This window comes from Bacillus sp. SYZHCR11 (assembly GCF_057196865.1).
In genome coordinates, this window is sequence record NZ_JBXUND010000002.1 from 907,375 (window position 1) to 932,906 (window position 25,532).

At 45.2% G+C, this 25,532-nt stretch carries 25 protein-coding genes and 4 tRNA genes; 6 read left to right on the forward strand and 23 right to left on the reverse strand.

What is annotated here, in order from left to right; all coding sequences use genetic code 11:
- Window positions 1–11 precede the first annotated feature (11 nt).
- From AC2CGA_RS11290 to dnaB, 11 genes are all read right to left on the reverse strand, one after another.
- Window positions 12–851: a two-component system regulatory protein YycI gene (locus AC2CGA_RS11290; RefSeq protein WP_004393108.1), complete on the reverse strand. Its 840-nt coding sequence runs from the start codon at window positions 849–851 to the stop codon at window positions 12–14.
- On the reverse strand, window positions 838–2,196 hold the full coding sequence (gene yycH, locus AC2CGA_RS11295) for a two-component system activity regulator YycH (RefSeq protein ID WP_004393107.1): 1,359 nt from the start codon (window positions 2,194–2,196) through the stop codon (window positions 838–840). The genes AC2CGA_RS11290 and yycH overlap by 14 nt, the downstream gene beginning before the upstream one ends.
- Entirely contained in the window at window positions 2,186–4,021 is a 1,836-nt protein-coding gene (gene walK / locus AC2CGA_RS11300; protein WP_004393106.1) for a cell wall metabolism sensor histidine kinase WalK, read from the reverse strand. Before walK ends, yycH begins: the two co-directional genes overlap by 11 nt.
- 6 nt (window positions 4,022–4,027) lie before the next feature.
- Window positions 4,028–4,735 (reverse strand): cell wall metabolism DNA-binding response regulator WalR, encoded by a 708-nt coding sequence (walR, locus tag AC2CGA_RS11305; protein ID WP_004393104.1) that lies wholly within the window; start codon window positions 4,733–4,735, stop codon window positions 4,028–4,030.
- A 336-nt stretch (window positions 4,736–5,071) separates the two neighbouring features.
- Window positions 5,072–5,144 (reverse strand) — tRNA-Phe (locus AC2CGA_RS11310).
- 36 nt (window positions 5,145–5,180) lie between these two features.
- Window positions 5,181–5,257: transfer RNA gene (locus tag AC2CGA_RS11315), tRNA-Asp, on the reverse strand.
- Between the two features lie 84 nt (window positions 5,258–5,341).
- A tRNA-Glu gene (locus AC2CGA_RS11320) sits at window positions 5,342–5,413 on the reverse strand.
- Window positions 5,414–5,421: 8 nt separating this feature from the next.
- Window positions 5,422–5,497: transfer RNA gene (locus AC2CGA_RS11325), tRNA-Lys, on the reverse strand.
- A gap of 202 nt (window positions 5,498–5,699) precedes the next feature.
- Window positions 5,700–6,992, reverse strand: coding sequence for an adenylosuccinate synthase (purA, locus tag AC2CGA_RS11330; protein WP_004393102.1), 1,293 nt, complete (start codon window positions 6,990–6,992; stop codon window positions 5,700–5,702).
- Window positions 6,993–7,230: 238 nt separating this feature from the next.
- A complete protein-coding gene (locus tag AC2CGA_RS11335) occupies window positions 7,231–7,644 on the reverse strand; it encodes a VOC family protein (protein ID WP_283002479.1) in 414 nt (137 codons plus the stop codon).
- Window positions 7,645–7,761: 117 nt separating this feature from the next.
- A complete protein-coding gene (gene dnaB / locus AC2CGA_RS11340; protein WP_004393100.1) occupies window positions 7,762–9,126 on the reverse strand; it encodes a replicative DNA helicase in 1,365 nt (454 codons plus the stop codon).
- A gap of 170 nt (window positions 9,127–9,296) precedes the next feature.
- On the opposite strand from dnaB, the gene AC2CGA_RS11345 reads away from it, so the two are divergent.
- Entirely contained in the window at window positions 9,297–9,494 is a 198-nt protein-coding gene (locus AC2CGA_RS11345; RefSeq protein ID WP_004393099.1) for a DUF2188 domain-containing protein, read from the forward strand.
- Window positions 9,495–9,524: 30 nt separating this feature from the next.
- Here the strand turns inward: AC2CGA_RS11345 and AC2CGA_RS11350 are convergent, their stop codons facing one another.
- Window positions 9,525–9,734, reverse strand: coding sequence for a hypothetical protein (locus AC2CGA_RS11350; protein ID WP_484480196.1), 210 nt, complete (start codon window positions 9,732–9,734; stop codon window positions 9,525–9,527).
- A 118-nt stretch (window positions 9,735–9,852) separates the two neighbouring features.
- Here AC2CGA_RS11350 and AC2CGA_RS11355 point away from each other — a divergent pair, with 118 nt between their 5' ends.
- Complete coding sequence (locus tag AC2CGA_RS11355; RefSeq protein WP_014306172.1) at window positions 9,853–9,996, forward strand: YycC family protein; 144 nt, start codon at window positions 9,853–9,855, stop codon at window positions 9,994–9,996.
- A 375-nt stretch (window positions 9,997–10,371) separates the two neighbouring features.
- Here the strand turns inward: AC2CGA_RS11355 and AC2CGA_RS11360 are convergent, their stop codons facing one another.
- The 10 genes from AC2CGA_RS11360 to AC2CGA_RS11405 all read right to left on the reverse strand — a co-directional run bounded on the left by AC2CGA_RS11360 (window position 10,372) and on the right by AC2CGA_RS11405 (window position 20,478).
- The gene (locus tag AC2CGA_RS11360; protein ID WP_024086032.1) at window positions 10,372–11,664 is read right to left on the reverse strand and encodes a glycosyltransferase family 4 protein; all 1,293 of its coding nucleotides are present in this window, start codon (window positions 11,662–11,664) and stop codon (window positions 10,372–10,374) included.
- A 22-nt stretch (window positions 11,665–11,686) separates the two neighbouring features.
- Window positions 11,687–12,742 carry a phosphotransferase gene (locus tag AC2CGA_RS11365; protein WP_014306175.1) on the reverse strand — a complete coding sequence of 352 codons (1,056 nt, stop codon included), beginning with the start codon at window positions 12,740–12,742 and terminating at the stop codon, window positions 11,687–11,689.
- A complete protein-coding gene (locus tag AC2CGA_RS11370) occupies window positions 12,735–13,922 on the reverse strand; it encodes a carboxylate--amine ligase (RefSeq protein WP_004393071.1) in 1,188 nt (395 codons plus the stop codon). The genes AC2CGA_RS11365 and AC2CGA_RS11370 overlap by 8 nt, the downstream gene beginning before the upstream one ends.
- Entirely contained in the window at window positions 13,912–15,246 is a 1,335-nt protein-coding gene (locus tag AC2CGA_RS11375) for a glycosyltransferase family 4 protein (protein ID WP_004393069.1), read from the reverse strand. Before AC2CGA_RS11375 ends, AC2CGA_RS11370 begins: the two co-directional genes overlap by 11 nt.
- Complete coding sequence (locus AC2CGA_RS11380) at window positions 15,243–15,899, reverse strand: PIG-L deacetylase family protein (RefSeq protein ID WP_004393067.1); 657 nt, start codon at window positions 15,897–15,899, stop codon at window positions 15,243–15,245. The genes AC2CGA_RS11375 and AC2CGA_RS11380 overlap by 4 nt, the downstream gene beginning before the upstream one ends.
- 87 nt (window positions 15,900–15,986) lie before the next feature.
- Complete coding sequence (locus AC2CGA_RS11385; RefSeq protein ID WP_015387431.1) at window positions 15,987–16,550, reverse strand: protein kinase family protein; 564 nt, start codon at window positions 16,548–16,550, stop codon at window positions 15,987–15,989.
- A 140-nt stretch (window positions 16,551–16,690) separates the two neighbouring features.
- The gene (rplI, locus tag AC2CGA_RS11390) at window positions 16,691–17,140 is read right to left on the reverse strand and encodes a 50S ribosomal protein L9 (RefSeq protein WP_004393063.1); all 450 of its coding nucleotides are present in this window, start codon (window positions 17,138–17,140) and stop codon (window positions 16,691–16,693) included.
- Window positions 17,137–19,116, reverse strand: a complete 1,980-nt coding sequence (locus AC2CGA_RS11395; RefSeq protein WP_484480197.1) for a DHH family phosphoesterase — start codon at window positions 19,114–19,116, stop codon at window positions 17,137–17,139. The genes rplI and AC2CGA_RS11395 overlap by 4 nt, the downstream gene beginning before the upstream one ends.
- Window positions 19,117–19,146: 30 nt before the next feature.
- Complete coding sequence (locus tag AC2CGA_RS11400) at window positions 19,147–20,082, reverse strand: YybS family protein (RefSeq protein ID WP_004393060.1); 936 nt, start codon at window positions 20,080–20,082, stop codon at window positions 19,147–19,149.
- A gap of 243 nt (window positions 20,083–20,325) precedes the next feature.
- Window positions 20,326–20,478 (reverse strand): hypothetical protein, encoded by a 153-nt coding sequence (locus AC2CGA_RS11405; RefSeq protein WP_004393059.1) that lies wholly within the window; start codon window positions 20,476–20,478, stop codon window positions 20,326–20,328.
- Window positions 20,479–20,611: 133 nt separating this feature from the next.
- Between AC2CGA_RS11405 and AC2CGA_RS11410 the strand changes: the two genes are divergently transcribed.
- Window positions 20,612–21,097, forward strand: a complete 486-nt coding sequence (locus AC2CGA_RS11410; RefSeq protein ID WP_004393056.1) for a spore coat protein — start codon at window positions 20,612–20,614, stop codon at window positions 21,095–21,097.
- Window positions 21,098–21,133: 36 nt separating this feature from the next.
- Here AC2CGA_RS11410 and AC2CGA_RS11415 read toward each other — a convergent pair whose 3' ends face one another.
- Entirely contained in the window at window positions 21,134–21,505 is a 372-nt protein-coding gene (locus tag AC2CGA_RS11415) for a winged helix-turn-helix transcriptional regulator (protein WP_004393054.1), read from the reverse strand.
- Window positions 21,506–21,711: 206 nt separating this feature from the next.
- On the opposite strand from AC2CGA_RS11415, the gene AC2CGA_RS11420 reads away from it, so the two are divergent.
- The 3 genes from AC2CGA_RS11420 to AC2CGA_RS11430 all read left to right on the forward strand — a co-directional run bounded on the left by AC2CGA_RS11420 (window position 21,712) and on the right by AC2CGA_RS11430 (window position 25,509).
- Window positions 21,712–22,641: a manganese-dependent inorganic pyrophosphatase gene (locus AC2CGA_RS11420; protein WP_024086034.1), complete on the forward strand. Its 930-nt coding sequence runs from the start codon at window positions 21,712–21,714 to the stop codon at window positions 22,639–22,641.
- Window positions 22,642–22,822: 181 nt separating this feature from the next.
- A complete protein-coding gene (locus AC2CGA_RS11425; RefSeq protein WP_319941582.1) occupies window positions 22,823–23,740 on the forward strand; it encodes an EamA family transporter in 918 nt (305 codons plus the stop codon).
- A gap of 347 nt (window positions 23,741–24,087) precedes the next feature.
- On the forward strand, window positions 24,088–25,509 hold the full coding sequence (locus tag AC2CGA_RS11430; protein ID WP_484480198.1) for a glycoside hydrolase family 68 protein: 1,422 nt from the start codon (window positions 24,088–24,090) through the stop codon (window positions 25,507–25,509).
- Window positions 25,510–25,532 lie beyond the last annotated feature (23 nt).

Below are 25,532 nucleotides of genomic sequence, written 5' to 3' on the forward strand. Positions count from 1 at the left end.
GCCTCACTCCATTATTTATTTTGATTGTTATCAATGACTGTGCTTTCCAATGCATTCACAGTGTACGTTTGCTGTGTCTTTTTCTTCGTCCCTTTTGACTTATCTTCAATTGTAATTCTCCATACCGGCGCCAGCACCTGCGTACTTGTCAGCGGGTATTGGGCAATATAGCCGAACTTGACGCTTTTAACGGCGCAATTCGCTTTTAAGTAATTTTGAGAATACAATAATTCGACCGCATCAAGCTCAGGAATCAGGCTCTCGGTCTGGATTCGCTTGAATGACTCCAGCATGGTCTGCTCGTAGGATACGACCTGGTTTTTATCGTTCAGATGCAGAATCACCTGTCCGATCGCATCCGTGGACGAGTCAAAATCCTGATAAATAAACTGTCCGTCATATGTCTGGTAAAAAATGATCTGTTTTTGATCCTTGTCGACTTTCCACAGTTTATATTTTTCACCGCCGGTTACTTTAGAACTGACGAGCGATTCCGCATCCTCCTGCGGTTTTTGCTTCGATAAACCGACCGGATCGGTAAATTTCATTTTCAGCGTTGTGACCTTATGATCATCCGCCGGCATTTCCATTAACGGCTTTTGATCCTTCAAAGCATCAATATCTTCAGCGGTAAATACCTTTTGGCCCGCCGTCAGCCGGTAGCCCGTCGCGGAATCAGAAGACAGGTTGCCGAATGTGATATGGTCCATCTCCATGTCTTTTTCCACGTTTGAATTTTTAATCACTTCGTATTCACTGCTCGAGCGTTTTTCAAAAAACTGATAGCCGAGAAAAATATCGAGGATGAGGAAGGCAATGATGAAGATCGTTTTTGTCTTATTCCACTCCATTATCGTCCTCCTCCTTCCCCAGCAGATCTTTCGTAATCGGGACGATCTTCCCGTTGATTTTCATACTCCAGACGGGTTCCAGTTCAACGAGATCATTCGTTGAAGAAGAGACCATTTGATAGGACAGGAAGATCTGGTCGATTTTGTTCACGTCGTATTTATCCTGCTGCTCCAGCAGAGACACAACCTCATTGCCGTTCATCATTTTTACGTCTTTTGTTTTAATCGGATTCGGCCCGAGAACATAGTTCGGCCGCTTGTAGCTGAGAACCTCGTCATTGGCCCATTGCAGGGTCAAAACAGGTCCGGATCCGAAAGGCTTAGACGTGCTGTTGATCACAGGCATTTGGTCTTTAAACATGTAGAAACTCAGCTGCTGGTTATCACTCACATTGAAAAATTGATAATGATCCGTCCAGCTTCCCGTATCCTCTAAATATTTATAGCTTTTCTTAATCAGCTCACCCGTTTGGTAAGAAGCGCTTTGTGCCAGGTTCCGATGCTGGAATTGAATCTGCCGCTGTGTCGAATTGATTTCCAGACGGCTGATTCCGTCAGTCAGCACATTCCGATTGTAATTCGGGTCCTCTCTGACCGTGCTCGGATCATTAAAAAGCGTCTGCTTAAACAGGTTCGTCTTAATGGTTTCAGTGATAAATTCTTTTTCCTTCATATTAAACCGCGCATTCGGCATGAGAAATTCTTTGCTTTTTCCGACCGAATAGAGGTGGTATAACGGCATACTCGACTTTTTGCTGTACAGCTCATTCATCAGATTGCGGTAATTCGCCGATTCCACAGTCACTTCCAAAATCAGCTGCTTGCTGTACGAGACCATGTAAATCTTCTTATTCGTCTTATTCTCATTAAACGGAATAACAATATGGTCAAATGAGCTGTATTCCATTGACGGATTTGACCATTTAAACATCGATTGGAAGAAATCAATCGGAATGGTGTCATTGAATTGCAGATCGAGCTTTGCCGAATTGCCGTTTCTGCCGTAAAGCCAATTTTTAAAACCGAGCTTGTCGTATTGATCGGAAATATCCTTCATCCCTTTTACTTCCCATTGCGGCAAATCCGCCCACAGGTCATTAAAGAGCGTCTCATCATCCACTTTATAATGAGAGCCGTTTGTATGAATAAACATATCCCGGGGTTTTACCGTTTGCGACACTTTTTGGCTCGTTTTATCAATTTTATGCTTTTCCCGGACAGTCGATTTGGTTGAGGCCGTGCCTTCTGAAAAATTGGGCTGGAATGTCCAAATTCCCCATGTTAAAACAAGACTAATGACGACCAGCACTGACAGTATGACTGTTTTTATATTTTCACGCCTCATCCCAATCATCCTCTTGCTCTTCTTTATATGGAAGAGTAAATGTAATCTTCGTTCCTTTGCCTTCTACACTGTCGGCCCAAATGTCTCCGCCGTGCGCCTGAACCATCTCTTTTGCAATCGCAAGGCCGAGCCCGGTGCCGCCGAGTTTTCTCGTGCGCGCTTTATCCACTCTGTAGAAACGGTCAAAGACTTTTTCCACATCTTTTTTCGGAATGCCGATACCTTCATCTTTTACGCTGATATAAAGCAGCTCTTCTTTCTCGTTCACATCGACTGAGAAAGTGACATGCCCGCCTTCCGGTGAGTATTTCAGTGCGTTAGAAATGATATTATCGAGAACCTGCGTCACTTTATCCTGATCAATCTCCACGTACAGATTTCTGTCCGGAAGCTCGCGGATAAATTCAACATGCTGTTCTTTCGTCATTTCAAAACGATCGATAATCAGTGACATAAAGCGGATCATATGAATCCACTCCCGATTAAACTGATAATCTTTGCTGTCGAATTTAGAAAGCTGAAGCAGGTCGTTCACCAATCTGATCATGCGCTCAGTCTCATTTTGGGTCACCATTAAGAAACGCGGAGCGATATCTTTGTTTTCCCACGCGCCCTCTGCAAGCGCCTCTAAATAGCTTCGCATGGTCGTCAGCGGTGTCCGCAGCTCATGAGACACGTTGGCAACGAACTCTCTGCGTTCCCGATCGAGTTTTTCCTGTTCGGTGACATCATAAAGAACCGCGATTAAACCGTCGATTTTTCCGTGCTCTCTCTGAATAACGGAAAAATTCACCCGCAGTACAGTCGTTTCATCGTCACGTTCGATCTCCAGCAGCATTGAATCCTGCTGTTCTACTAAATCCTCAAATGTAAAGTTCTCTTTTATGCCCAATAAAGACGTAATCGGCATCTCTAAAGCCGTTTCACGTGAAACATTCAGCAGCTCAAGCGCAGGGCTGTTTAAAAGAATAATAGCCCCGTTGCGATTCGTAGCGATGACACCGTCCGTCATATACGCGATAACGGAAGAAAGCTTTCTTCTCTCCCCTTCCGTCATGGCTTGGGCATCTTCAAGCTCTCTCGTCAGATGGTTGAATGTCGTTGCGAGCTGACCGATTTCATCATGCCCGTATTTCCGCACCTTTCTGGAGAAATTCCCTTTTGCCAGTTCCATCGCCTGCTTACGCATATCCGACAGCGGATGGGTGATCGTGCGGGCGAGAAATATACCGAGAAGAGCCGTCAGAACAAGGGCTAAGCCTGTTCCTGAAGCAAGAATCGAGTTGACGGTTTTCATCTGGTTAAAGGTATCTTCCATACTGGCCACGACATAAATTGCGCCGACAACTTCCTGATTCTCTGTGACGACAGGTTTTGCTGAAATCAGCACTCTGTTTTTGCTTTTAGGATCATAATATTTTTTTGAATAGGCCTGTTTTGTTGAGAAAATCCGTTTAAAAATCGGGTCAGTCGTCTGTTTCCCCGCTATTTCCTCGCCATAAGGCCTCGAAGAACCGACGACCTCATAGCTTTTATCAACAAATGTAATCTCCCGTATTTCATTGTTTTTCGTAAAATCATTCAAAATCCGTTTGACGTCATCTTTAATGACGGTGCTGTCATTATCTCCTTTATATTCCTGCTCAATATAATAGGAAAGATTGTCAATCCGCTGATTTAACGATAATTCATAGGACTTGAGAAGAGAATTCTCCACCTGTTTCACAAAGTACACGCCGATAATCTGCATGGCGATGATAATGAGAAGCACATAGATCAGCGTGATCTTAAACTGAATCGACCGAAAAAAACCAACCTTATTCATCGCCGGTTAGTCCTGTTCAGGATTTCTCAAGTAATAACCGACACCCCGTCTTGTGACGATCCAGTTCGGATGGCTCGGATTATCTTCGATTTTCTCACGGAGACGGCGCACTGTTACATCCACCGTTCTCACGTCACCGAAATAGTCATAGCCCCACACAGTCTGCAGCAGATGCTCACGGGTCATGACCTGTCCGATATGTTTGGCTAAGTAATGAAGCAATTCAAACTCACGATGAGTCAGCTCGATCGTTTCTTCTCTTTTTGATACGACATAAGCGTCAGGGAAGATGACGAGAGAACCGATATGAATGTCATTAGAAGCTGATTCTTCCTCAGCCGGCGCAACCGTAAGCTGGCGGCGCAGGTTCGCTTTGACGCGGGCCAGAAGCTCACGCGTGCTGAAAGGCTTCGTGACATAGTCATCCGCTCCGATTTCAAGCCCGATGACCTTGTCAATCTCCGAGTCTTTTGCCGTCAGCATAATAATCGGCATATCATATTTTTTCCGGACTTCCCGGCACACTTCAACTCCGTCTTTATTCGGAAGCATAATATCTAAAAGAATTAAATCAGGCTGAAGCTCCTCCACCATTTCCACGGCTTCGTTTCCATCGTACGCACAATGCACGTCATAGCCTTCTTTTCTTAAATTAAACTCTAATATATCTGCAATCGGTTTTTCATCATCGACTACAAGGATTTTCTTATCCATCATCTTGATTTTCCTCCTGCCAGAATGACTTCATTTCATCTATTGATGTTTCATGATGATCACAATTCGTATCGTGAAAAACGTTCCCCGTCTATTATAACGGTTTCAGGTCAAAAGATAAAAAAATTAAAGAGAACAGCGCAAAAACGTATTGAACTGCCATCCTTTTGTCATGTTTTTTATTTTCTTTTAAAAAATAATATTTTTTTGAAACCTCAAGAAAAAAAACGCCGTCTAGTGTTTGACGTCTTCTTCTGGGCCGGCTGAAAAGCCGGCTCTCCCTTTTTTATAACAAAAGAAAAAACGCACCTACTATTGCAGATGCGTTTGGGTAAGTGGCTCGGGACGGAATCGAACCGCCGACACACGGATTTTCAGTCCGTTGCTCTACCAACTGAGCTACCGAGCCAGATGTTTCTTTTCTATACTATAAAGTAAAGTAAAATGGCGGTCCGGACGGGACTCGAACCCGCGACCTCCTGCGTGACAGGCAGGCATTCTAACCAACTGAACTACCGGACCTTACAGTAATTTGTCCGGAGAACCGTATCGTGGCGGTCCTCCGAGGACAAATAAGGAGTTAGCAATAACGCTAAAGTAAATCAATGACCCGTACGGGATTCGAACCCGTGTTACCGCCGTGAAAGGGCGGTGTCTTAACCGCTTGACCAACGGGCCATAAAAAGTGGTGAGCCATGAAGGACTCGAACCTTCGACCCTCTGATTAAAAGTCAGATGCTCTACCAACTGAGCTAATGGCTCTTGATGTGTCGGATTATGTATCATAGAGCATTGAGACAAAAGCTTTCTTGCAGTACTCTATTGAAGCTGTTCCGTAACAACGAGATTTATAATATCATAGAACATTCGAAAGTGGCAACTACTTTTTTGAAAAAAATCTATTATTTTTTTCCTACATAAAAAAACAAGCCTCCGTGACCGGAGGCTTGTTTGCTGCAAATTCTTAGTTAGCGCGGTATACACTGCGGATGACGTTCGTTTGTGAACGATCGGGACCGACAGAGAAAATAGAAAGCGGAATACCTGTCAGCTGAGATACGCGTTCCAGATAATGGCGCGCATTTTCAGGAAGATCGCTTAATGTTTTTGCGCCTGTGATATCTTCCGTCCAGCCAGGCATTTCTTCATATACCGGTTCACACTCTGCGAGAGCTTTCAGACTTGCCGGGAATTCTTCAATCACTTCACCTTTGTAGCGGTAAGCGACACAGATTTTCAATGTTTCAATGCCAGTCAGCACATCGATTGAGTTCAGAGAAAGATCTGTGATTCCGCTGACACGGCGGGCATGGCGGACAACAACGCTGTCAAACCAGCCGACACGGCGCGGACGGCCTGTTGTTGTGCCGTATTCGCGTCCGACTTCACGGATTTGATCCCCGATTTCATCTTTCAGCTCAGTCGGGAAAGGACCGTCACCGACACGGGTTGTGTACGCTTTAGATACACCGACGACGTGCTGGATTTTTGTCGGACCTACGCCTGAACCGATCGTCACCCCTCCGGCGACCGGGTTGGATGAAGTGACAAACGGGTATGTCCCTTGGTCAATATCAAGCATAACCCCTTGAGCGCCTTCAAATAAAACGCGGCGGCCTTCATCCAGCGCGTCATTCAGAACGACGGATGTATCGCATACATACTTTTTAATCTGCTGGCCGTATTCATAATACTCATCCAGAATATCTTCAATTTTGAAGCCTTCCGTTTCATACATTTTTTCCAGCAGACGGTTTTTCTCTTCAAGGTTCCGTTCAAGCTTTTCTGCAAACACGTCACGATCTAGCAGGTCTGCGATCCGGATGCCGATCCGCGCCGCTTTGTCCATATAAGCAGGTCCGATGCCTTTTTTCGTTGTGCCGATCTTGTTGGCCCCTTTGCGTTCTTCCTCTACTTCATCCAGTTTCAGATGGTATGGAAGAATGACGTGGGCTCTGTTGCTGATTCTCAAGTTATCCGTGCTCACATTGCGTTCATGAAGATACGCAAGCTCCGTTACGAGCGCTTTCGGATCAACAACCATTCCGTTCCCGATGACACACGCTTTTTCTTTATAAAAAATTCCTGATGGGATTAAATGAAGCTTGTACGTGACGCCATCAAACTTGATGGTATGTCCTGCATTGTTTCCGCCTTGATAACGTGCGATCACTTCTGCATTTTCTGATAGGAAATCTGTAATTTTACCTTTTCCTTCATCGCCCCACTGCGTACCTACTACGACTACTGAAGACATATATCCGTGCACCTCCGTTAACCTTTCAAAACGATATCTCATTCAAACAAATTAAGTGTATCAGTGCCGAAACAGAAAGTCAATCGTAAATCCGAACATTAAAATCTTATTATTCTATATTTGTTCGCCTTAAACCTGATTAAAAGCGTTTTCTCTTTCATTTGCTATCTATTACTCCCGAAACTTTCATACTTTAACACGAAAAAGAACCCATATCCCGGGTTCTTCAGACAGTCATTTATATTCCGCTTGTATTCATCAGGACGATCCGCCAGCCGTCAGGATCTTCGATGGTCACGCCTTTTTCTTCCCAGTACGGGTTTTCGGGTTCTTTCTCCTCATATCCCATCTGCTTTAATTTCGTGCTGATGCGAATGACCTCCTGCTGATCAGGGATGTAAAAGACAAGCAGGCTGTCGCCGTGCGGAACGGGCGCCGGCTGAGACGAGCCGGTTTCTTCGGTGAATTCTAAGTGATATTGCGTATGCGGCAGGCCGAACATGACGCCGCTGTAGCCCTCATGTCCGGAAAAACTGCCGCCCCTCTTCAATCCGAGGCCTTCTTCATAAAACCTGATGATTTCTTTGAGCTGTCCGGTCGGCCGGGCAATCCGGATTTGCGCCGCTTGAAATTGCGGAAATTCAATTGTCATCATCATCCCTCCCTTAATGCCATTATATAAAAGCGCTTTCTTTTTATCGACTGCCGAACAGACGGCATTCTCTCATTCTTTCGGATGAAAAAAAGCCTCAAGACATTGCTTGAGGCTTTACGCACCTGCCGGAACACCGCCGTCATCAAAGCGCCTTTCCAGATTTACGAACTTATTGTATTCTTTCACAAAAGCCAGTGAGACGGTGCCCACCGGGCCGTTACGCTGTTTGGCGATAATGATTTCGATGATGTTTTTGTTTTCGGATTCTTTATCATAGTAATCATCACGATACAGGAAGGCGACGATGTCGGCATCCTGCTCAATACTTCCCGACTCACGGATATCTGACATCATCGGACGTTTATCCTGCCGCTGCTCAACACCCCGGGAGAGCTGAGACAGGGCGATGACCGGGACTTCGAGCTCCCGCGCCAGCGCTTTTAGCGCCCGTGAAATTTCCGATACCTCTTGCTGACGGTTGTCGCTCGAACGGCCGCTTCCCTGAATGAGCTGCAGGTAGTCAATTAAAATCATGCCCAATCCGTTCTCCTGCTTCAGTCTTCGGCATTTTGAACGGATTTCGCTGACGCGGATGCCGGGGGTGTCATCTATAAAGATACCGCTGTTTGACAGGCTTCCCATCGCCATCGTCAGCTTGCCCCAATCTTCTTCCGTCAGATTACCCGTTCTGAGATTTTGGGCGTTAATATTCCCTTCGGCGCAGAGCATACGCATGACAAGCTGCTCGGCACCCATCTCAAGACTGAATATCGCGACGCTCTCATCCGTTTTGGTAGCCACGTTTTGCGCAATATTTAAGGCAAACGCCGTTTTCCCCACAGACGGACGGGCTGCGACAATGATCAAATCATTCCGCTGAAAACCCGCCGTCATCCGGTCAAGCTCGATAAAGCCGGTCGGAATCCCGGTAATATCGCCTTTCCGGTTGTGAAGCTGCTCAATGTTGTCGTATGTTTGAACAAGCACGTCTTTAATATTTTGGAAGGCGCCCGAATTTTTTCGCTGCGCGACCTCCATAATCGTTTTTTCCGCATCGCTTAATAAATCTTCAACTTCATCCTCGCGCGTATACCCGTCTTGAGCGATCGAGGTCGCCGTTCTGATTAAACGGCGGAGAATGGATTTTTCCTCAACGATTTTCGCGTAATATTCTATATTAGCCGCTGTCGGAACGGAATTCGCGATGTCCGTCAGGTAAGAGACGCCTCCCACCTCTTCTAACAAATCGGTATTCGCAAGCTCTGACGTTACCGTGACCAAATCAACCGGTTCACCGCGGTCTCCGAGCACGAGCATGGCATTGTAAATTTTTTGATGTGACATTCTGTAGAAATCATCCGGAATCAACACTTCAGAAGCCAGTGTCAACGCAGACGGCTGTAAAAAAACAGCACCTAACACGGCCTGCTCAGCTTCTATGTTTTGCGGCGGCAGCCGATCATTCAGAAGGTCTGTCATGCTAAGCACCGTCCTTTCCTTAAAAAATATCCAAACTTCATTTTACCATTTCTCATGAAAAAGAATAGAAAAATATCACTTTGCCTGTATTTGTCAGGAGAGGGTTATGTGTTTTGCCGTTCCGAATGCCGGGAAACAAATAAATAAATCGAAACCGGGAGGTAAGAAGGATGAAAACATATGCAGTAACACCCAGTGTTGATGCGGACGGATGGTTTGTGAAGGTGGAAAATGTGGCGCCGACGGCTCTTTGTACATCAAAGGACGCGGCGATTGAAAAAGCGGAGCAGATGGCGAAAGAGAACAGCCCGGCTAAGCTTGTCATTTATGATCAGCATAAAAACATTGAAGAGGAACGTTCCTTTTAAGAAAAGCCTTCGCCCGTGCGAGGGCTTTTCTTATTCGATGAAACGGATGTGCAGCACCGTCTGCGCCATGAGATCGGCCGTTTTTTGATACAGCTCCCATTCTTCAAAGGCGGCGAATACTTTCATCATGTCCTGCAATGTCTGTTTCAGTATGATAAATTCGTCAATTGTCCACAGTTCTGCGGCTTTTTTCTGATAATCAGCCAGCTTCAGCTGTAATAACATCAATGGCGATTGCATAAAAAACCTCCCCCATTCTGTTATAAAGCCCCGCTTTTCAAACCTCCATTCCTTTGTCATATCCTCTTACGATAGATTTCTGATTTTAGTACAATAAAGAAACGGAAGGAGTGATCACATGAAACCGCTGCAAATTTCCGCCGAAACGGCGCAAAAGCTCGCAGAATCACTGAATATGCCGCTTGAGAGAATCATGCACATGCCTCAGCACATTCTGCTTGCCAAATTAGCTGAAATCCAAAAAGAGAACGATCACAAATAAAGGCTGCTCTCTCATATATATGTGCGGGAGGCGGAAGCGATGGCTTTCCGCCTCTTTTTTCCATGAAGAAAATTTCGGTAAAACCGTCTCACAGCTGAAAAAACTTGTTGACGAAGGAAAAGTGAACTATTTCTTATAATCAGGAAACAATTCAGGCAACACAAAGCTTGTCTCATGGATTAAAAAGAACGGCACAAAAATCTCACAGCACCGGAAAAACAGGCTCAGCCCGATGAAGAATGACAGGCGGCCCGGGCGGACAAAGTCAGCAGACTCTGTATGAGATGAAAAAACAGCTCGGAAAGAGGCTGGATAGTTAAACACCGGCCTCTTTATTTTGCTCTTGAAGCACCTGCCATGCGGCGCCGGTATCATTCAGAAAAATGATTGATAAATCCTTTCTATTTTTGAAACCATCAGTTCCTGACGCAGATGCCGGCCGGCATAGGAGCGCGCTTCTTTTCCAAGCCGTTCCCTGAAAGACTGATCCGTAATCAGCTTTACGAGGGCATCAGCAAGTTCACGGCTGTTGCCAGGCTGACAGATAAGCCCTGTGTCCTCATGCCGGATCATCTCAGGGATTCCTCCGCAGTCAGTTGCGACAATGGCTTGACCTGAGAACATCGCTTCGATGATCGCTATGGGGAAATTATCATTCAATGTGGGCAGGACAAATATAGATGATTCAGCCAAAAGCGCCGGCACATCATGTCGTTTTCCGAGGAAAAACACGTTTGAGAGGCCCAGTTTCCGTCTCTTCTCTTCCAGAAACCCTCTCATGTTTCCGTCTCCGATGATCCATATATCCACTCCGGATAAATGGTGCCGGATGCGGGCGAGAGCGTCCAGCAGCACATCATGTCCTTTTCGCTCGGTCAGACGGGAAACGCACGCAATCACGACCTTTTCAGCACGTTTTGGCTCGGGTGCAACCCGGATGTCAATGCCGGTATGAACAGTCGTCAGCTGAGCCTCCTTCGCTCCGTACTCCAGCAAGGGCTCGTGAAAGGAGTCGCTGATTGTAATGATTTTATCCGAAGCCCGAATACCCTGCCTTTCTATTTCACTGAAATATGCCTCTTCTATTGAACCCTTTTGGATTTTATGAAACTTCATCCGGCTTTTCGTGAAATGTCCGTGCGGCGTGAAAAAAAGCGGACGCCGATACGTTTGATTAAGGTATCCCAGCAAAAATGCCGCAAATAAATCCTGCGTGTGAAACAGGTCATATTGTTCTAAGTCCTTCTCCTTCAAAAATCTTTGAAAGACATGTAAATAGCTGAGATTCTTCACAAACTTTTCGTTTGCGGCCCCGTATCTGCCAACAAGAAACGCTCTGATCTCGTCAGCGGCCCGCGGGATATCTTCCTGAAAAAAAGTTGGCGGCATTTGGAGCGGCGAGATGACATCCGCCTGGTGACCGATGCGCTCAAAACCCGTCTTAATTGACGTGATATAACTCGCCAGTCCTCCGACATTCGGGTAACGGAGAAAGGTTGCGTACAGAATACGCAATGGCTTTTTTCGTTTGGGGGAGCTTTTTCCTTCCGCACAGAACGAATACAGCATCTCCGGCTCACTTTGATGTTCGATCCCGTAAAATTGATCCATGACGCGCAATAAGGCAAGAGGCACCAGACCGTTCGGCTTGCCGATCTCTCCTTTCAAATCCGCTCCCCCTCTCTTAAACTTATAATCCTAATTCCCGTCCCCATTTTGACACTTTGTCAACATGATACGGCAGCAGTTCTCCTCCCCGATTGTCGAAGATTCTCCGCAATTGGGTATGAAGCCCTTTCTCAAGTGTTCTCTGCAAATAAGCCATTTTATAAAGCGTCATAGGAGGGGTCTGAAAATGAATGCCCCGCTTTTTCATTTCTTTCGTATACACTTTTACGCAATACGTCCGAATATCTTCTGCGTGCCGGCTCCAGTCTTTTCTGAAGCCGAGCAGAATTTCGACCAGCACCGTCATATCAAACCAAACCGGCGCGTACTTTGCGGATTCCCAATCGATGAATTGAATATCCCACGGTTCATGTCCGGACGCATCGTGGGTGCAGATATTCTGCATATGAAGATCACCGTGTGTGATGGCTGAGCCGTTTTGGATCAATTCAGGGAAAAAATCCGGCTCCTCCTGCTCCAGCAAGTTTGTGATTTGCCGATAATGAGGCTTCACGATATCTTTTGTGCGCTCATCTTTAAGAGCTCTATCCAATAATTCCGCTGTCTTTTTGATCTGCTTTTTACGCCCTTTTCTCATGGTTTCCGATTCGTATACCGGCAGCCACGACCGCCATTTACCGTCAGAAACAGCCTTGTTTTCAAAGGTGCGGCTGTGCAGTTCTGCGACAGACGGAATAATATACTTGAAATGCTTCGGATGAAATGTAAGCTGTCCTCTGATCTGGCTGACAAACTCCATAAATATCCACGTTTCATGGTCACTTTCCTCTATAAGATAGATGTCCGGCAGCAAATCCCCTAAAACAGAACGGGCTTTCCCGTATATATTAATCTCGACCTTGTTTTTTTCACGTGAAGATTTATACACCTTCAATATCAGCGGAACAATTCCGGATTTTTTCTTTACAAACAGTTTATAAATGGCGCTTCTGTCTGTTGATTTCAGGCATGTGATGTCATCCGGATTCACCGCGGCCCTTTCACCGAACGAATACGACAGTTTTTCGTCAATTCTCAGTTTTTGAAATGCGTCATACAAAAGATCCTTTTCATACATGCCGATCTTCCTTCCGCTTCCGTTTCCAGCTGTTTTTGAGATGAGACCAAGTGTTTCTGATAAATGGCATCGGGTCATTCCAAGCAAACAGAGCGTACTCTTTTTTTCCTTTAAATCCTTTCCAAAAATCCCGGAACGTCATTTCTCCTCTTTTTCGTTTCTTCAAAAACGTTAAGAAGTAACGCACCTCATAAATCCAGTTGATTCCGTCTTTTTGTTCGAGCTGGGGCTTCACATGTTGTCCGGTCAAATACAGATAGTACATGTAAACGAAATGAATGCCTGCCGGTTCTGTCAGGCTATGGCTGAGCCAAAAGCGCGGATTAATTTCGATAAACTTATAAACATTGTCCCGGGGGTCCTTTTTAAATTCTGCCATGCCTACTCCCTTCAGCTGAATCGCTTCAAAAAACGGCAGGGTCTTCTCGATTAAATCAGGAAGCCGTTTGCTGACGACGTGGGCCCCCGCGCCAAAATCAGCAGGGAATTGATGGTTCTTTTGCAGAGAGAATAAGCCCATTAATTTCATTTGGTCATCATAAAAAGTGGCGACTTTATAAAAACACTGGTTGTCTCCGGGGATGATCTCCTGCACGAGCAGTTCTCCATTTTCTCTGTAGGAGCTGAACTCCTTGCGCAATTGTGCGGCATCCTTCATTACAATTGCTTTTTTGTTTACTTTTTTTCTGTATTCATGGCCGGCCACCGGTTTTAAAATACACGGGAAGTCAATATTGGCGATGGCCTCTTCCAGCTCATCCCGGTTGTTCGGAAAAAAGGTTTTCGGGCAGGGGATGTTATGCTTGACCGCTAATTCATATGCTTTGCTTTTATCTAAGACCGTTTCTAACAGAGAGCGGCTCGGGAGCAAAAATAAAAAAAAACCGGCTAATGTCTCGCGGAATTTAGATATAAATCCCGCATAATCATCAGAACCTGCATACAGAACCGGCTTTGCTTGGAATCGCTTCCCGAAATCAGTCAGGAATGTCAGCAGTTCTTCCTCTTGTGTTAAAGGGCTGGGACATATCCCGCAATCTGCCAATCTTGATTTTCCGATACGATAAGGTCCCTCCGTGTCAAACGCGTAAACATCGATTCCTCTTCGGGCCAGGCTGCGAATGATCCCAATCCCGTTGGCACTGAAATCAAGTACAACGGCTGCATGTTCATGTTTCATGATCTCCCTCCGAGCTGTTGGTATTTTGATAAATCGATTCGATATTTTTTATCATCGTCTCACTGCTTAAATATTTCTCCGCGTAGGCCTTTGCGTTTGAAGCAGCCTTCTCCCGCGCAGATTTGTTAGTGATAAAAAACGCTAAAGCCCGGGCAAGAACCTTTGCATTTCCCGGCTCGACAATAAGTCCCGTTTTGTTATGGCGGATCAGATCCGGAATACCCCCGCAATCGGTCGCGATGATAGCCGAGCCGCTGAACATCGCTTCAATAATCGAGATGGGCAGACTATCATTAATGGTCGGCAGTACGAATATATCCGTCATATTCAAAATAGCGGGAACATCATCTCTTTTTCCTAAAAAGGAGACCATAGATAGATTCAGTTTTCGAGCCTGTTCCTCTAAGGCGCTCCTCATCTCTCCGTCGCCCGCGATCAGCACTTGAACATGTTCAAGCACATCAGACGGAATTCGTGAAAGTGCGTCAAGCAAATGATTATGTCCTTTTCTCGGGCCTAATCTTGCAATACACGAGATGATGATCTTATTTTTCGGCAGCGGGATTTTTCTTTTCCCGCCTGTTTTTGCATCGTAATCGATTCCTGTGATCACCGTTGTCATGTCTTCCTGTTCGGCTCCGAGCTTCATGAGCGGGCTGCGGAACGTATCGCTGATAATAATCAGGCGATCTGCGTATTCAATGGCTTTCATCTCTAGTTTTTTATAATAAAACTCTTCTACCGAGCCTTTTTTAAAGATGTGAAATTTAAGTCTGTTGAAAGTAAACATGCCATGCGGTGTGAAAAATAAAGGTTTCTTATAGATTTGATTGAACCTGCCTAACATATTGGCTGTAAATAAATCTTGAGCGTGGAACACATCATATCTTTCCAAATGAATCTTTTGAAGCATTTGCTCGTATATAAACATCAGCCGATTATTTTTCAAAATATGATCGTTATAATCCCCATATCTGTCTTTAAAGAAATCTTTTAATTTCGGAACAACAGCCGCCCGCAGTTCTTTTACCTGTGCGGACGGAAACAGATTAGGGGAGATGACATCCACCTTATGACCTCTCTTTTTCAGGCCTTCACTAAGCGTTTTAATATAGTTTGATAAACCGCCCGTGTGCGGGTAGTCCCAAAACGTGGCAATCAAAATGGATAACTTCTTTTTTTTCCTGTATAACCGCGGAATATGATGTTCATGTTTCAACTGTGTCTTTACTGCCGCCTTTTTTTGAGGGCGCGTTTTGACCCCATAGTAGCGGTCAAGCGTCTGAACCATATACGGATACGGGACGGAAAATGTCTTGATCATTTCCAGATCCTCCGCACGACTTCAAAAGCTTCAGCGTATTCCACACCCGCCGTCATCCCTCTGACTCTTCCTAAATGTTTAACGCCTTCATATGAACGGGGATGAGGGTAATCCCTCATTTCTACGTCATAGTGGTGAAGCGCCGCGAGTTTGGCATCCATTGTGTCTGTGATGTTAACGAAGTAATTAGGTTTGAAGAGTTTATCAGCCGTATTCCTCTCCCACTCACTTGAAGATAGCGTTTCGAACGTAAGCAGTTCGATAGGCTTTTGATTCGGAAGCGGTCTGGCGGCTGTTAAAACTGCTTGGAATGTTCTCTGGTGGTCCATATTGATATCGCCGTAATGATGTGTAAAGATTTTATCAGGCTGATAGACGCGAATGAGCTGCTCTAATTCTTTGACAAGCTTATGAAGAGGGATACATTCCAGCTCTAAATTCGTATGCTCCAAAAAGATGACTTTCTCAATTCCAAGCTCTTGATTCGCGCGTTCGCCTAATTGTTTAATATGATGAGCTTCTTCTTTTCTTCCTAATGCCGTAATAATGGAAATCACTTTATATCCTTCATTGATCAGCCGTTTTATGGTGCCCGCTGCTCCCAATAGTTCATCATCGGGATGAGCGCCGATAACCATAATGTATTCTGCCATTTTTTCCACACTCCACCAAACAAATGTTACAAATATCATATGACGACCCTAAAAAAAGGAAACTTACATGTGCGGATTTTCAGAAACTTACATGTGCGGCTGCCATTCCAGGTAACGTGACGGATTTAATTTTTTTATAGTATTCAAAAACTCATCCGCCAAGCCGTATTTGTCCAGTCCTTTTAATAGTTTTACGGGAAACCGGGTAATAGCGGAAAAAGCTCTTTTATGGTCGATGACTTTAAGATTTCCGTGTTCATTGATCAGAATGTGCCTGATTTCGGCATCCCATCTGGTAAAACCGATTCTTTTTAATTCATCCAGCATATTTAAAATATCAGCAGTCATTTTGACGGACAGGGATTTTTCTTTTCTGATATGGCGGGCAAGAGAGGTGCCTTGGACGTATTCCATCACAATATAACGATCTCCGTATTCATACAGTCTTGGAATCACCGGGGAACCTTGTCCGGTCTTTAAAGCTGCCAATTCCTTCTTGCATGTCCCTTTTTCAAAGAAGTATTTTATGCATTTGTTGTGTGTTAAGCGGTAGACTTCCCCGTCTTTTCCGTCTCCGATCAGCGGATAATGCTCCAGCGCCTTTTTATTCTCCGGATTATTAAAATATGTTTCAGAAAAAAATCGTTTCATACCGACACATCCTTCGTTATGATGTAATATAATATGCAATCTGGTAACGATCGGAAATGAAACAATCTCATCATTTTCTTGCGCTGCGCCGTCTGCTGCATGAAAAAAACCCGCCGGATCGGCGGGTTTTTCATTGTGTATTACGCTTCTTCTTTTACGTGAACCTTCAGCACAGCCTGAACTTCAGGGTGCAGCTTTACAGGAACGTTTGTATATCCCAGTGTGCGGATACCGTCTTGGAGCTCCAGTTTCCGTTTATCCACTTTAATCTTATGCGTTTTTTGCAGCGCTTCTGCAATCTGCTTGCTTGTGACAGACCCGAACAGGCGGCCGCCTTCACCGGATTTGGCACTCAGCTCAACAGTCAGCTGTTCAAGCGTTTCTTTCAAATCTTTCGCTCTTTCAAGCTCGGCAATCGCTTCTTTTTTCTCTTTTTCTTTCTGTCCTTTCAATGCGCTGATGTTTGTCGCATTTGCTTCGACAGCGAGGCCTTTTTTAATGAGAAAGTTATGTGCATAACCGTCTGCTACGTTTTTCATTTCGCCTTTTTTTCCTTTACCTTTTACATCTTGTAAGAAAATAACCTTCATCTCTGAACGCCTCCCTCAAAATATTCATCAATGGCTTCCTTCAGCCGGACGAGCGCTTCTGATACAGAAATGCCCGATAACTGGGTTGCCGCATTGGTTAAATGCCCTCCGCCATCCAGCGCCTCCATAATAATCTGCACATTGACCTCGCCCAGCGATCTCGCACTGATGCACACCGTATGCTCATCCCGTCTGGCTACCGCAAATGAAGCTTCCACTTCACTCATCGATAAGAGGGAATCAGCCGCCTGCGCAATCAGCACCTGGTCAAAGTACTCCTCTTCGTTCTCAGGAAGAGAAGCAATCGCGATATGTTCTTTATAAAGAGCTGTATGCTGGATCAGTTTCGCCCGCTTGATATAAGAACCGACGGATTCTTTGAGAACTTTCTGCACCAGAACCGTATCTGCGCCTTTCGCTCTCAAATAAGAAGCGGCGTCGAACGTCCGCGAGCCCGTGCGAAGGGAAAAACTCTTCGTATCCACTATTATACCAGCTAACAGGGACGTCGCTTCAATCATATTGATTTTGAGCCGCTTCGGCTGGTATTCAAGCAGCTCCGTCACGAGTTCTGCGGTGGATGAAGCGTATGGCTCCATATAAACGAGCAGCGGGTCTTTAATAAATTCCTCGCCTCTGCGGTGGTGGTCAATCACAACGATGTGCTCGATTTTGTTCATGAGACGCTCTTCCATCACAAGGGACGGTTTATGTGTATCAACGACGACAAGCAGCGTGTCGTCATTTGAAATCTCCATCGCCTCTTCCGGCGTGATGAACCGCGACCACAGCTCTTCATATTTTTTAATTTCTTCAATCAGACGCTGAACGCTTGATCCGATCTGGTTCGGATCAATGACGATGTAGCCTTCTTTGCCGTTGGCCTGCGCCACCTTCAATATTCCGATTGCGGCTCCGACTGCGTCCATATCAGGAAATTTGTGCCCCATGATAATGACATTGCTGCTTTCTGAGACAATCTCCTTGAGCGCGTGAGAAATCACCCGGGCGCGCACCCTTGTGCGTTTCTCCATCGGATTTGTTTTGCCGCCGTAAAATTTCACCTTGCCGTTCGGCATTTTGATCGCCACTTGGTCGCCTCCGCGGCCGAGAGCCAAATCGAGGCTGGACTGCGCCAGATCTCCAAGCTCCTTCAAGGAAGAAACCGATGCGCCGATCCCGATGCTGAGGGTCAAAGATACAGTGTGAACGGATGTTTTTTCACGGATTTCATCCAAAATCGAAAATTTCGCGTTTTCAAGCTCCGTTAAAATGTGTTCATTTAACACCGCGATAAACCGCTCCGAGGACGTCCGTTTCAGGAAAATGCCGTACTCCTGCGCCCACGCATTTAATAATGAGGTGACCTGGCTGTTCATCGTGCTTCTCGTTTGGTCATCCAGCCCCTGTGTGACGTCATCATAGTTATCTAAAAAGATATATGCCAGCACGGTTCTCTCATTTTCGTACTGCTTTTCAATCTGAATCTGTTCTGTCACATCAAAGAAATAGAGCAGGCGCTCATCTCTTTTAATCACTACTTTAAACTTCCGCTCATTCAAGGTGATCGTTTCCGAATCGACCTCCTGCTTGATCAGCGGCACGACGGCCTCGCATGTGTCATACAGCGAGCGCCCGACGAGCGTGCTTTCATTAAAACAGGAAGACAAAAACGGATTCGCCCACTCAATGTAATATTGATCATTAAACAGCATAATCCCGATAGGCATTTCCATTAATGCCTCTTCGCCTACTTTTTTCAATCTATACGATAACGTGGAGATATAATCATCAATTTCTTTTCTGATCAGAGAATCCGCACGCTTAATGAAAAACAGGATCACGGCGAGCAGCACAACGCTGATGGCTCCTATCAGCCAGTTAAAGTAAATGCTGATGAGGATTATGATGATTGACAATGCAATCAATGCATAGATGGGATACCGAAACAACGGTTTTTCATAAAAACTAGGCATTTCTATCAACTCCCCACCTGTAAGTCACACTCAATTTCGCGTCACCTTATTTCTTATGTTAAAGCCTATGTCAATGATGCCTAAGAGGAGATACACGGACAAGATGAGCGGAAAAAGCACACCCAGCACAATTGCTAAAACAGGAACGGCTTTCGGCATCTCCATTTCGCGGCAATAGAAAAAAATAAACGCTAACCCTTGAATACAAATCAGCAAGCTGAGAATAAATCCCCCATTCAATGAAACCGAATACAGCATATGCCCTTTTTCTAAAGGCAGAAACCCTAATATCGTCACAATAAAATACAGAATGACAACGCTTTGCGGGAGTTTGAGCTCTCTAAAAGGCTTCATCTTCGGAAGATCAGGGGAAAATCGCCGTAAAAGCGGCCTTGCCATAGCATAACTGAGGAAAGAAAAAACGATGCCGGTCAATACGAGCACTGTCGGAAAAAGATATTGAACCGTGCTCAGCTGACTTTCCATCAGCTTGATCTGCTTCCCGAACTGATCTCCGTAACCGAGCTGCTTTGACATGGTTTCTGCTAAAGACATCGACTCCCGAAGCTGGGACATGGTGGTATCGATCACATTCATATTAAGAAACACGATGCTGACCACAAAAAAAACGACGCCGCACAGCACATACGCCATAGCGCCGGCAGCAACCGCATAGCCGGGCTGTTTCTTTTTAAAATAATATCCCATGGCGATTCCCGTACAGGCCGCCGTAAAAGCGCCTGTAAGCCCGGTAAACGAACCTACAATAAAGCTGACAGGAAGGCTGGCAAGCCCCATCCATACCCCGGGCTTCAGACCGTGCCGAATGGTGTAAAGAATGATCGGCAGCGGCAAAGCAAAGAGAAGAATTGCCCCCAGTAAAGGGAGGTACACGACCAAAAGGGAAATGATTGCAAAAATACTGATCAAAATGGCGCCTTCTATTAGAGCCCTTGTATTTTTCACTTACTCACCTCAAACCTTGTATCATTCGAACATACGAATAGAAAAGAGCAGCTTAGACGACTGCTCTTTTGACGCCGCAATGTCTCTTTCAAGACCTGAATTTTCCATAAACTCTCCAAAATACACGTATATATTTTAACATAAGTCGAAATCGCAAGTAAAATGAGCGCGGACAGCCGCAATGTTCCATGTGAAACATGAAAACAGACAAACGGACATCCCCGTGAAAGAATGCCCGTTGTATCAGTGATCCTGATCATCCATGAAACCAGAAGTATCTCTGTTTTTCTTTTTGGTTTTTCGTACATATAACAAGACGATAACGATAAGTAAGAGAGTGGTCGCCTGTAAAACCCCGCTGCTGAAAAGGAAGAAGTTCTTTATCATGTCCCACATATAGTTTCACCTCTATTTCGTATTTCCTTTACATTGAGTTTCCCTTTCTGGAAACTTCAAAACATCAGGAACAACATCGGGACCGGGGCATATGCTGAAAGTGAAAATGAAGGATAAAGGAGATTCTTACACTATGACCGAGCGGAGAACATTAGCATGGCATGAAACGTTAGAACTGCATGAGTTAGTGGCTTTCCAGGCAAACGGACTTGTGAAATTAAAAAGAACAGAGCGGGACGTAAGCGATGCCAGATTAAAACAGCTTTACCGATTTTCCATCCATTCGCTGGAACAAAATCTGCGTGAACTGCTTCCTTTCTTCCCTGAAGCTCCCGCTTTTCGTGAGGATGAAACAGAAGAGCGCGCTGATTCCGCGTTTTACAGCGGCGGCCTGCTGAGCATGGCCAAAACGTCTGTGCGCAATTACGCCGGAGCCATTACAGAGACGGCCACCCCCCAATTAAGACACGTTTTCGTCAAGCACTTAAACGCGGCTATCAAGTGGCATCAAATGGTCTTTGAGTATATGGAAGAACGCGGTCAATATCCTGCTTACAACCTGAGCGAATTGCTGAAGAATGATGTGCGCAACGCCAGAAAAGCCATCGCGATGAAATAAAAAAAAGCAGCAAGGAATTTAATCCTTTGCTGCTTCTTATTTTTGAGCGGACTGATCTTGAGGCGACGTTTTTTCCCGGTATGTCTCGAGAAACTCCCGGTTGGCATCTCCCCATTTCTTCATTTGCAAAACGATCGGTTCCAGCGACCTGCCGAATTCGGTAAGAGAATACTCCACCTTTGGAGGCACCTGCTGATATACCTCGCGATGCACGATGCCGTCCGCCTCAAGCTCGCGAAGCTGAAGCGTCAGCATACGCTGCGTAATGCTGGGGCAAATGCGCCGAAACTCATTAAACCGCTTTTTTCCGCCGATCATATGATAAAACAAAATACCCTTCCACTTTCCGCCGATAACAGAAAGCGTCAGTTCAACCGGACAACCTTCTTTATTCGGATATATGTTCATTTTTCATCCTCCATAGTACCTTTTTTGATACTATATGCTGATTAGCATCTGACTTACCCAGTATTTTACTCGCAATCCTCCTCACCGCTCAACAAAAATGCTTCTTTTTCACATCAATTTTTAAGGTTTTGAAGATTACACCCTCCGCAAGACGTGTTAAACTATAAAAAGATTGTTTACACTACAAAAAAGGACAAGGAGTTATTATGGAAAAAATTCTTATTTTCGGACATCAAAACCCAGACACAGATACCATTTGCTCTGCCATTGCCTACGCTGATCTAAAAAATAAACTCGGCTTCAATGCTGAGCCCGTCCGCCTTGGACAAGTCAACGGCGAAACACAATACGCGCTTGATTATTTCAAGCACGAAAGCCCGCGTTTGGTGGAAACAGCCGCAAACGAAGTAAACGGCGTCATCCTTGTTGACCACAATGAACGCCAGCAAAGCATCAAAGATATCGAAGACGTTCAGGTTCTTGAAGTGATCGACCACCACCGTATCGCCAACTTCGAAACAGCGGAACCTCTTTACTACCGTGCTGAGCCGGTCGGCTGTACGGCTACGATCTTAAACAAAATGTACAAAGAAAATAACGTGAAAATCGAGAAAGAAATTGCGGGCCTCATGCTGTCAGCAATCATTTCCGACTCTCTGTTATTTAAATCTCCGACTTGCACGGAGCAAGATATCGCAGCGGCAAAAGAGCTTGCTGAAATTGCCGGCGTAGATGCGGAAGAGTACGGCTTAAACATGCTGAAAGCGGGCGCCGACTTAAGCAAAAAAACTGTGGAAGAACTGATTTCTCTTGATGCGAAAGAGTTCACGCTCGGCAGCAAAAAAGTCGAAATCGCCCAAGTCAACACAGTTGATATTGAAGATGTCAAAAAGCGGCAGCCGGAATTAGAAGCGGCTCTTTCAAAAGTAATTGCCGAGAAGAACCTTGACCTCTTCCTTCTCGTGATTACGGATATTCTGGAAAACGATTCCCTTGCGCTTGCCATCGGTGATCAAGCGTCAAAAGTGGAAAAAGCATTCAACGTGACGTTAGAAAACAACACGGCCCTTTTAAAAGGCGTCGTATCCAGAAAGAAACAAGTCGTTCCTGTTTTAACAGACGCGATTGCAGAATAACCAAAACACCCCGGCAACCAGCCGGGGTGTTTTTTTCTGCTCTTTCATCAGACGTCCGTTTTGTAAGCGCTTACTCTAAAATTATTTTGACGCCTATTAATATACAATATATAATATATCACATGTAAGGCGTTCTTTTTTCTAATTATTGTAAGTTGCTATCACAACATCAGAATCGGGGGTGTCTATCCTGGAAAAACACGCTGCTCTTTCTTATTCACGAACAACAGGCATTTGGCTTGTGCTTACAGGAGCTATCTTATGGGGGGTCTCGGGAACGGTTGCCCAGTATCTGTTCCAGCACCGCCATTTTAATACAGAATGGCTGACTTCGGTGCGCCTTCTGGTGTCAGGGGCGCTTCTGCTCGGAATCGCGTACCTCAAAGAAAAAGGACGGATATGGGCTGTTTGGAAAGACAGACAGGACAGAATTCCCCTTCTTTTATTCGGGATTTTCGGAATGTTAGGTGTTCAATACACCTACTTCGCGGCAATTGAGCATGGCAACGCGGCAACAGCTACCGTTCTTCAGTATTTAGGACCGGCGATCATTACATGCTTTTTAGCGATTCGCGCAAAGAGAATTCCTTCAGGAAAAGAGCTGCTCGCCGTCTTATTGGCGGTTGCCGGCACATTCATTTTGGTCACGCACGGTAATGTCGGAAGCCTGTCCATATCCGGTCTGGCCGTCTTTTGGGGAATCAGTTCGGCGTTTGCACTGGCGTTTTACACCCTTCAGCCGCATCGTCTGCTGAAGAAATGGGGATCCGCCATTGTTGTAGGATGGGGCATGCTGATCGGCGGAGCCGCCCTCAGCTTGATCCGCCCGCCCTGGACATTTGAAGGCGAGTGGTCCTTTCCTGCATATGCCGCGATTGTGTTTATCATCATTTTCGGAACGCTCATCGCTTTTTATTGCTACTTGGAAAGCCTGAAATATCTGAGTGCCTCTGAAACCAGCCTGCTCGCCTGTGCAGAGCCGCTGTCGGCAGCTTTTTTAACTGTTATCTGGCTGCATGTTCCCTTCGGAATATCAGAATGGCTGGGTACTTTGCTGATTTTAACCACCATCGCTTTATTATCTATCAAGAAAAAATAACCTCTCTTTTTTAGAGAGGTTTTTTCCTAGGGCCAGAGCACCCCTTAGGCTCAATTACCCATATATTAAAAGGCCTTTTTTCATTTTACTATCATCCAAAAGAGGAAAATAGACCAGTTGTCAATAGAATCAGAGTCTAATAGAATGATGTCGACAAGTAAATCATGCAGGATTGTTACTGATAAAGCAGGCAAGACCTAAAATGTGTTAAGGGCAAAGTGTATTCTTTGGCGTCACCCCATACATATTTTAGGTCTTTTTTTCTGTAACAAACCTGTCATCCATGAATGCAGGAGGATCGAATCGGCAGATCGCAAAAAAAGGTACATACAAAAGGAGACATGAACATGAACATCAAAAAATTTGCAAAACGAGCCACAGTTCTAACTTTTACGACTGCACTTCTGGCAGGGGGAGCGACTCAAGCCTTCGCGAAAGAAAATACCCAAAAACCTTACAAAGAAACGTACGGCGTCTCTCATATCACACGCCATGATATGCTGCAGATCCCTAAACAGCAGCAAAGTGAAAAATACCAAGTGCCTCAATTCGACCCATCAACAATTAAAAATATCGAGTCCGCGAAAGGACTGGATGTGTGGGACAGCTGGCCGCTCCAAAACGCTGACGGAACAGTAGCTGAATACAACGGCTATCACGTCGTGTTTGCTCTTGCCGGAAGCCCGAAAGACGCTGATGACACATCCATCTACATGTTTTACCAAAAAGTCGGCGACAACTCGATCGACAGCTGGAAAAACGCGGGCCGTGTCTTTAAAGACAGCGATAAGTTCGACGCCAACGATGAAATCCTGAAAGAACAGACACAAGAATGGTCCGGTTCTGCAACCTTTACATCTGACGGAAAAATCCGTTTATTCTACACTGACTTTTCCGGTAAACATTACGGCAAACAAAGCCTGACAACGGCGCAGGTAAATGTGTCAAAATCTGATGACACGCTCAAGATCAACGGAGTGGAAGATCATAAAACGATTTTTGACGGCGACGGAAAAACATATCAAAACGTTCAGCAGTTTATCGATGAAGGGAACTATACATCCGGCGACAACCATACGCTGAGAGACCCTCACTACGTTGAAGACAAAGGACATAAATACCTTGTATTCGAAGCCAACACGGGAACAGAAAACGGATACCAAGGCGAAGAATCTTTATTTAACAAAGCGTACTACGGCGGCAGCACAAACTTCTTCCGTAAAGAAAGTCAGAAGCTTCAGCAAAGCGCTAAAAAACGCGATGCTGAATTAGCGAACGGCGCCCTCGGTATGGTAGAGTTAAACGATGATTACACATTGAAAAAAGTCATGAAGCCGCTGATCACTTCAAACACGGTAACTGATGAAATCGAGCGCGCGAATATTTTCAAAATGAACGGCAAATGGTACCTGTTCACTGATTCACGCGGTTCAAAAATGACGATCGACGGTATTAACTCAAACGATATTTACATGCTTGGTTATGTATCAAACTCTTTAACAGGTCCTTACAAGCCGCTGAACAAAACTGGTCTTGTCCTGCAAATGGGTCTTGATCCTAACGATGTAACGTTCACTTACTCTCACTTCGCAGTGCCGCAAGCCAAAGGCAACAATGTCGTGATCACAAGCTACATGACAAACAGAGGCTTCTTTGAGGATAAAAAGGCGACATTTGCGCCAAGCTTCTTAATGAACATCAAAGGCAAGAAAACATCCGTTGTTAAAAACAGCATCCTTGAACAAGGACAGCTTACGGTTAACAACTAATAACAACAAAAAGAAAATGCCGA

Excerpts from the sequence above, each read along its gene's own strand:
- AC2CGA_RS11290 (WP_004393108.1), bottom strand. The coding sequence starts at position 851 with ATGGAGTGGAATAAGACAAAAACGATCTTCATCATTGCCTTCCTCATC.
- yycH (WP_004393107.1), bottom strand. The coding sequence starts at position 2,196 with ATGAGGCGTGAAAATATAAAAACAGTCATACTGTCAGTGCTGGTCGTC.
- walK (WP_004393106.1), bottom strand. The coding sequence starts at position 4,021 with ATGAATAAGGTTGGTTTTTTTCGGTCGATTCAGTTTAAGATCACGCTG.
- walR (WP_004393104.1), bottom strand. The coding sequence starts at position 4,735 with ATGGATAAGAAAATCCTTGTAGTCGATGATGAAAAACCGATTGCAGAT.
- purA (WP_004393102.1), bottom strand. The coding sequence starts at position 6,992 with ATGTCTTCAGTAGTCGTAGTAGGTACGCAGTGGGGCGATGAAGGAAAA.
- AC2CGA_RS11335 (WP_283002479.1), bottom strand. The coding sequence starts at position 7,644 with ATGACAATTGAATTTCCGCAATTTCAAGCGGCGCAAATCCGGATTGCC.
- dnaB (WP_004393100.1), bottom strand. The coding sequence starts at position 9,126 with ATGACAGACCTTCTGAATGATCGGCTGCCGCCGCAAAACATAGAAGCT.
- AC2CGA_RS11345 (WP_004393099.1), top strand. The coding sequence starts at position 9,297 with ATGAAAACATATGCAGTAACACCCAGTGTTGATGCGGACGGATGGTTT.
- AC2CGA_RS11350 (WP_484480196.1), bottom strand. The coding sequence starts at position 9,734 with ATGCAATCGCCATTGATGTTATTACAGCTGAAGCTGGCTGATTATCAG.
- AC2CGA_RS11355 (WP_014306172.1), top strand. The coding sequence starts at position 9,853 with ATGAAACCGCTGCAAATTTCCGCCGAAACGGCGCAAAAGCTCGCAGAA.
- AC2CGA_RS11365 (WP_014306175.1), bottom strand. The coding sequence starts at position 12,742 with ATGTATGAAAAGGATCTTTTGTATGACGCATTTCAAAAACTGAGAATT.
- AC2CGA_RS11370 (WP_004393071.1), bottom strand. The coding sequence starts at position 13,922 with ATGAAACATGAACATGCAGCCGTTGTACTTGATTTCAGTGCCAACGGG.
- AC2CGA_RS11375 (WP_004393069.1), bottom strand. The coding sequence starts at position 15,246 with ATGATCAAGACATTTTCCGTCCCGTATCCGTATATGGTTCAGACGCTT.
- AC2CGA_RS11380 (WP_004393067.1), bottom strand. The coding sequence starts at position 15,899 with ATGGCAGAATACATTATGGTTATCGGCGCTCATCCCGATGATGAACTA.
- AC2CGA_RS11385 (WP_015387431.1), bottom strand. The coding sequence starts at position 16,550 with ATGAAACGATTTTTTTCTGAAACATATTTTAATAATCCGGAGAATAAA.
- rplI (WP_004393063.1), bottom strand. The coding sequence starts at position 17,140 with ATGAAGGTTATTTTCTTACAAGATGTAAAAGGTAAAGGAAAAAAAGGC.
- AC2CGA_RS11395 (WP_484480197.1), bottom strand. The coding sequence starts at position 19,116 with ATGCCTAGTTTTTATGAAAAACCGTTGTTTCGGTATCCCATCTATGCA.
- AC2CGA_RS11405 (WP_004393059.1), bottom strand. The coding sequence starts at position 20,478 with ATGTGGGACATGATAAAGAACTTCTTCCTTTTCAGCAGCGGGGTTTTA.
- AC2CGA_RS11410 (WP_004393056.1), top strand. The coding sequence starts at position 20,612 with ATGACCGAGCGGAGAACATTAGCATGGCATGAAACGTTAGAACTGCAT.
- AC2CGA_RS11415 (WP_004393054.1), bottom strand. The coding sequence starts at position 21,505 with ATGAACATATATCCGAATAAAGAAGGTTGTCCGGTTGAACTGACGCTT.
- AC2CGA_RS11420 (WP_024086034.1), top strand. The coding sequence starts at position 21,712 with ATGGAAAAAATTCTTATTTTCGGACATCAAAACCCAGACACAGATACC.
- AC2CGA_RS11430 (WP_484480198.1), top strand. The coding sequence starts at position 24,088 with ATGAACATCAAAAAATTTGCAAAACGAGCCACAGTTCTAACTTTTACG.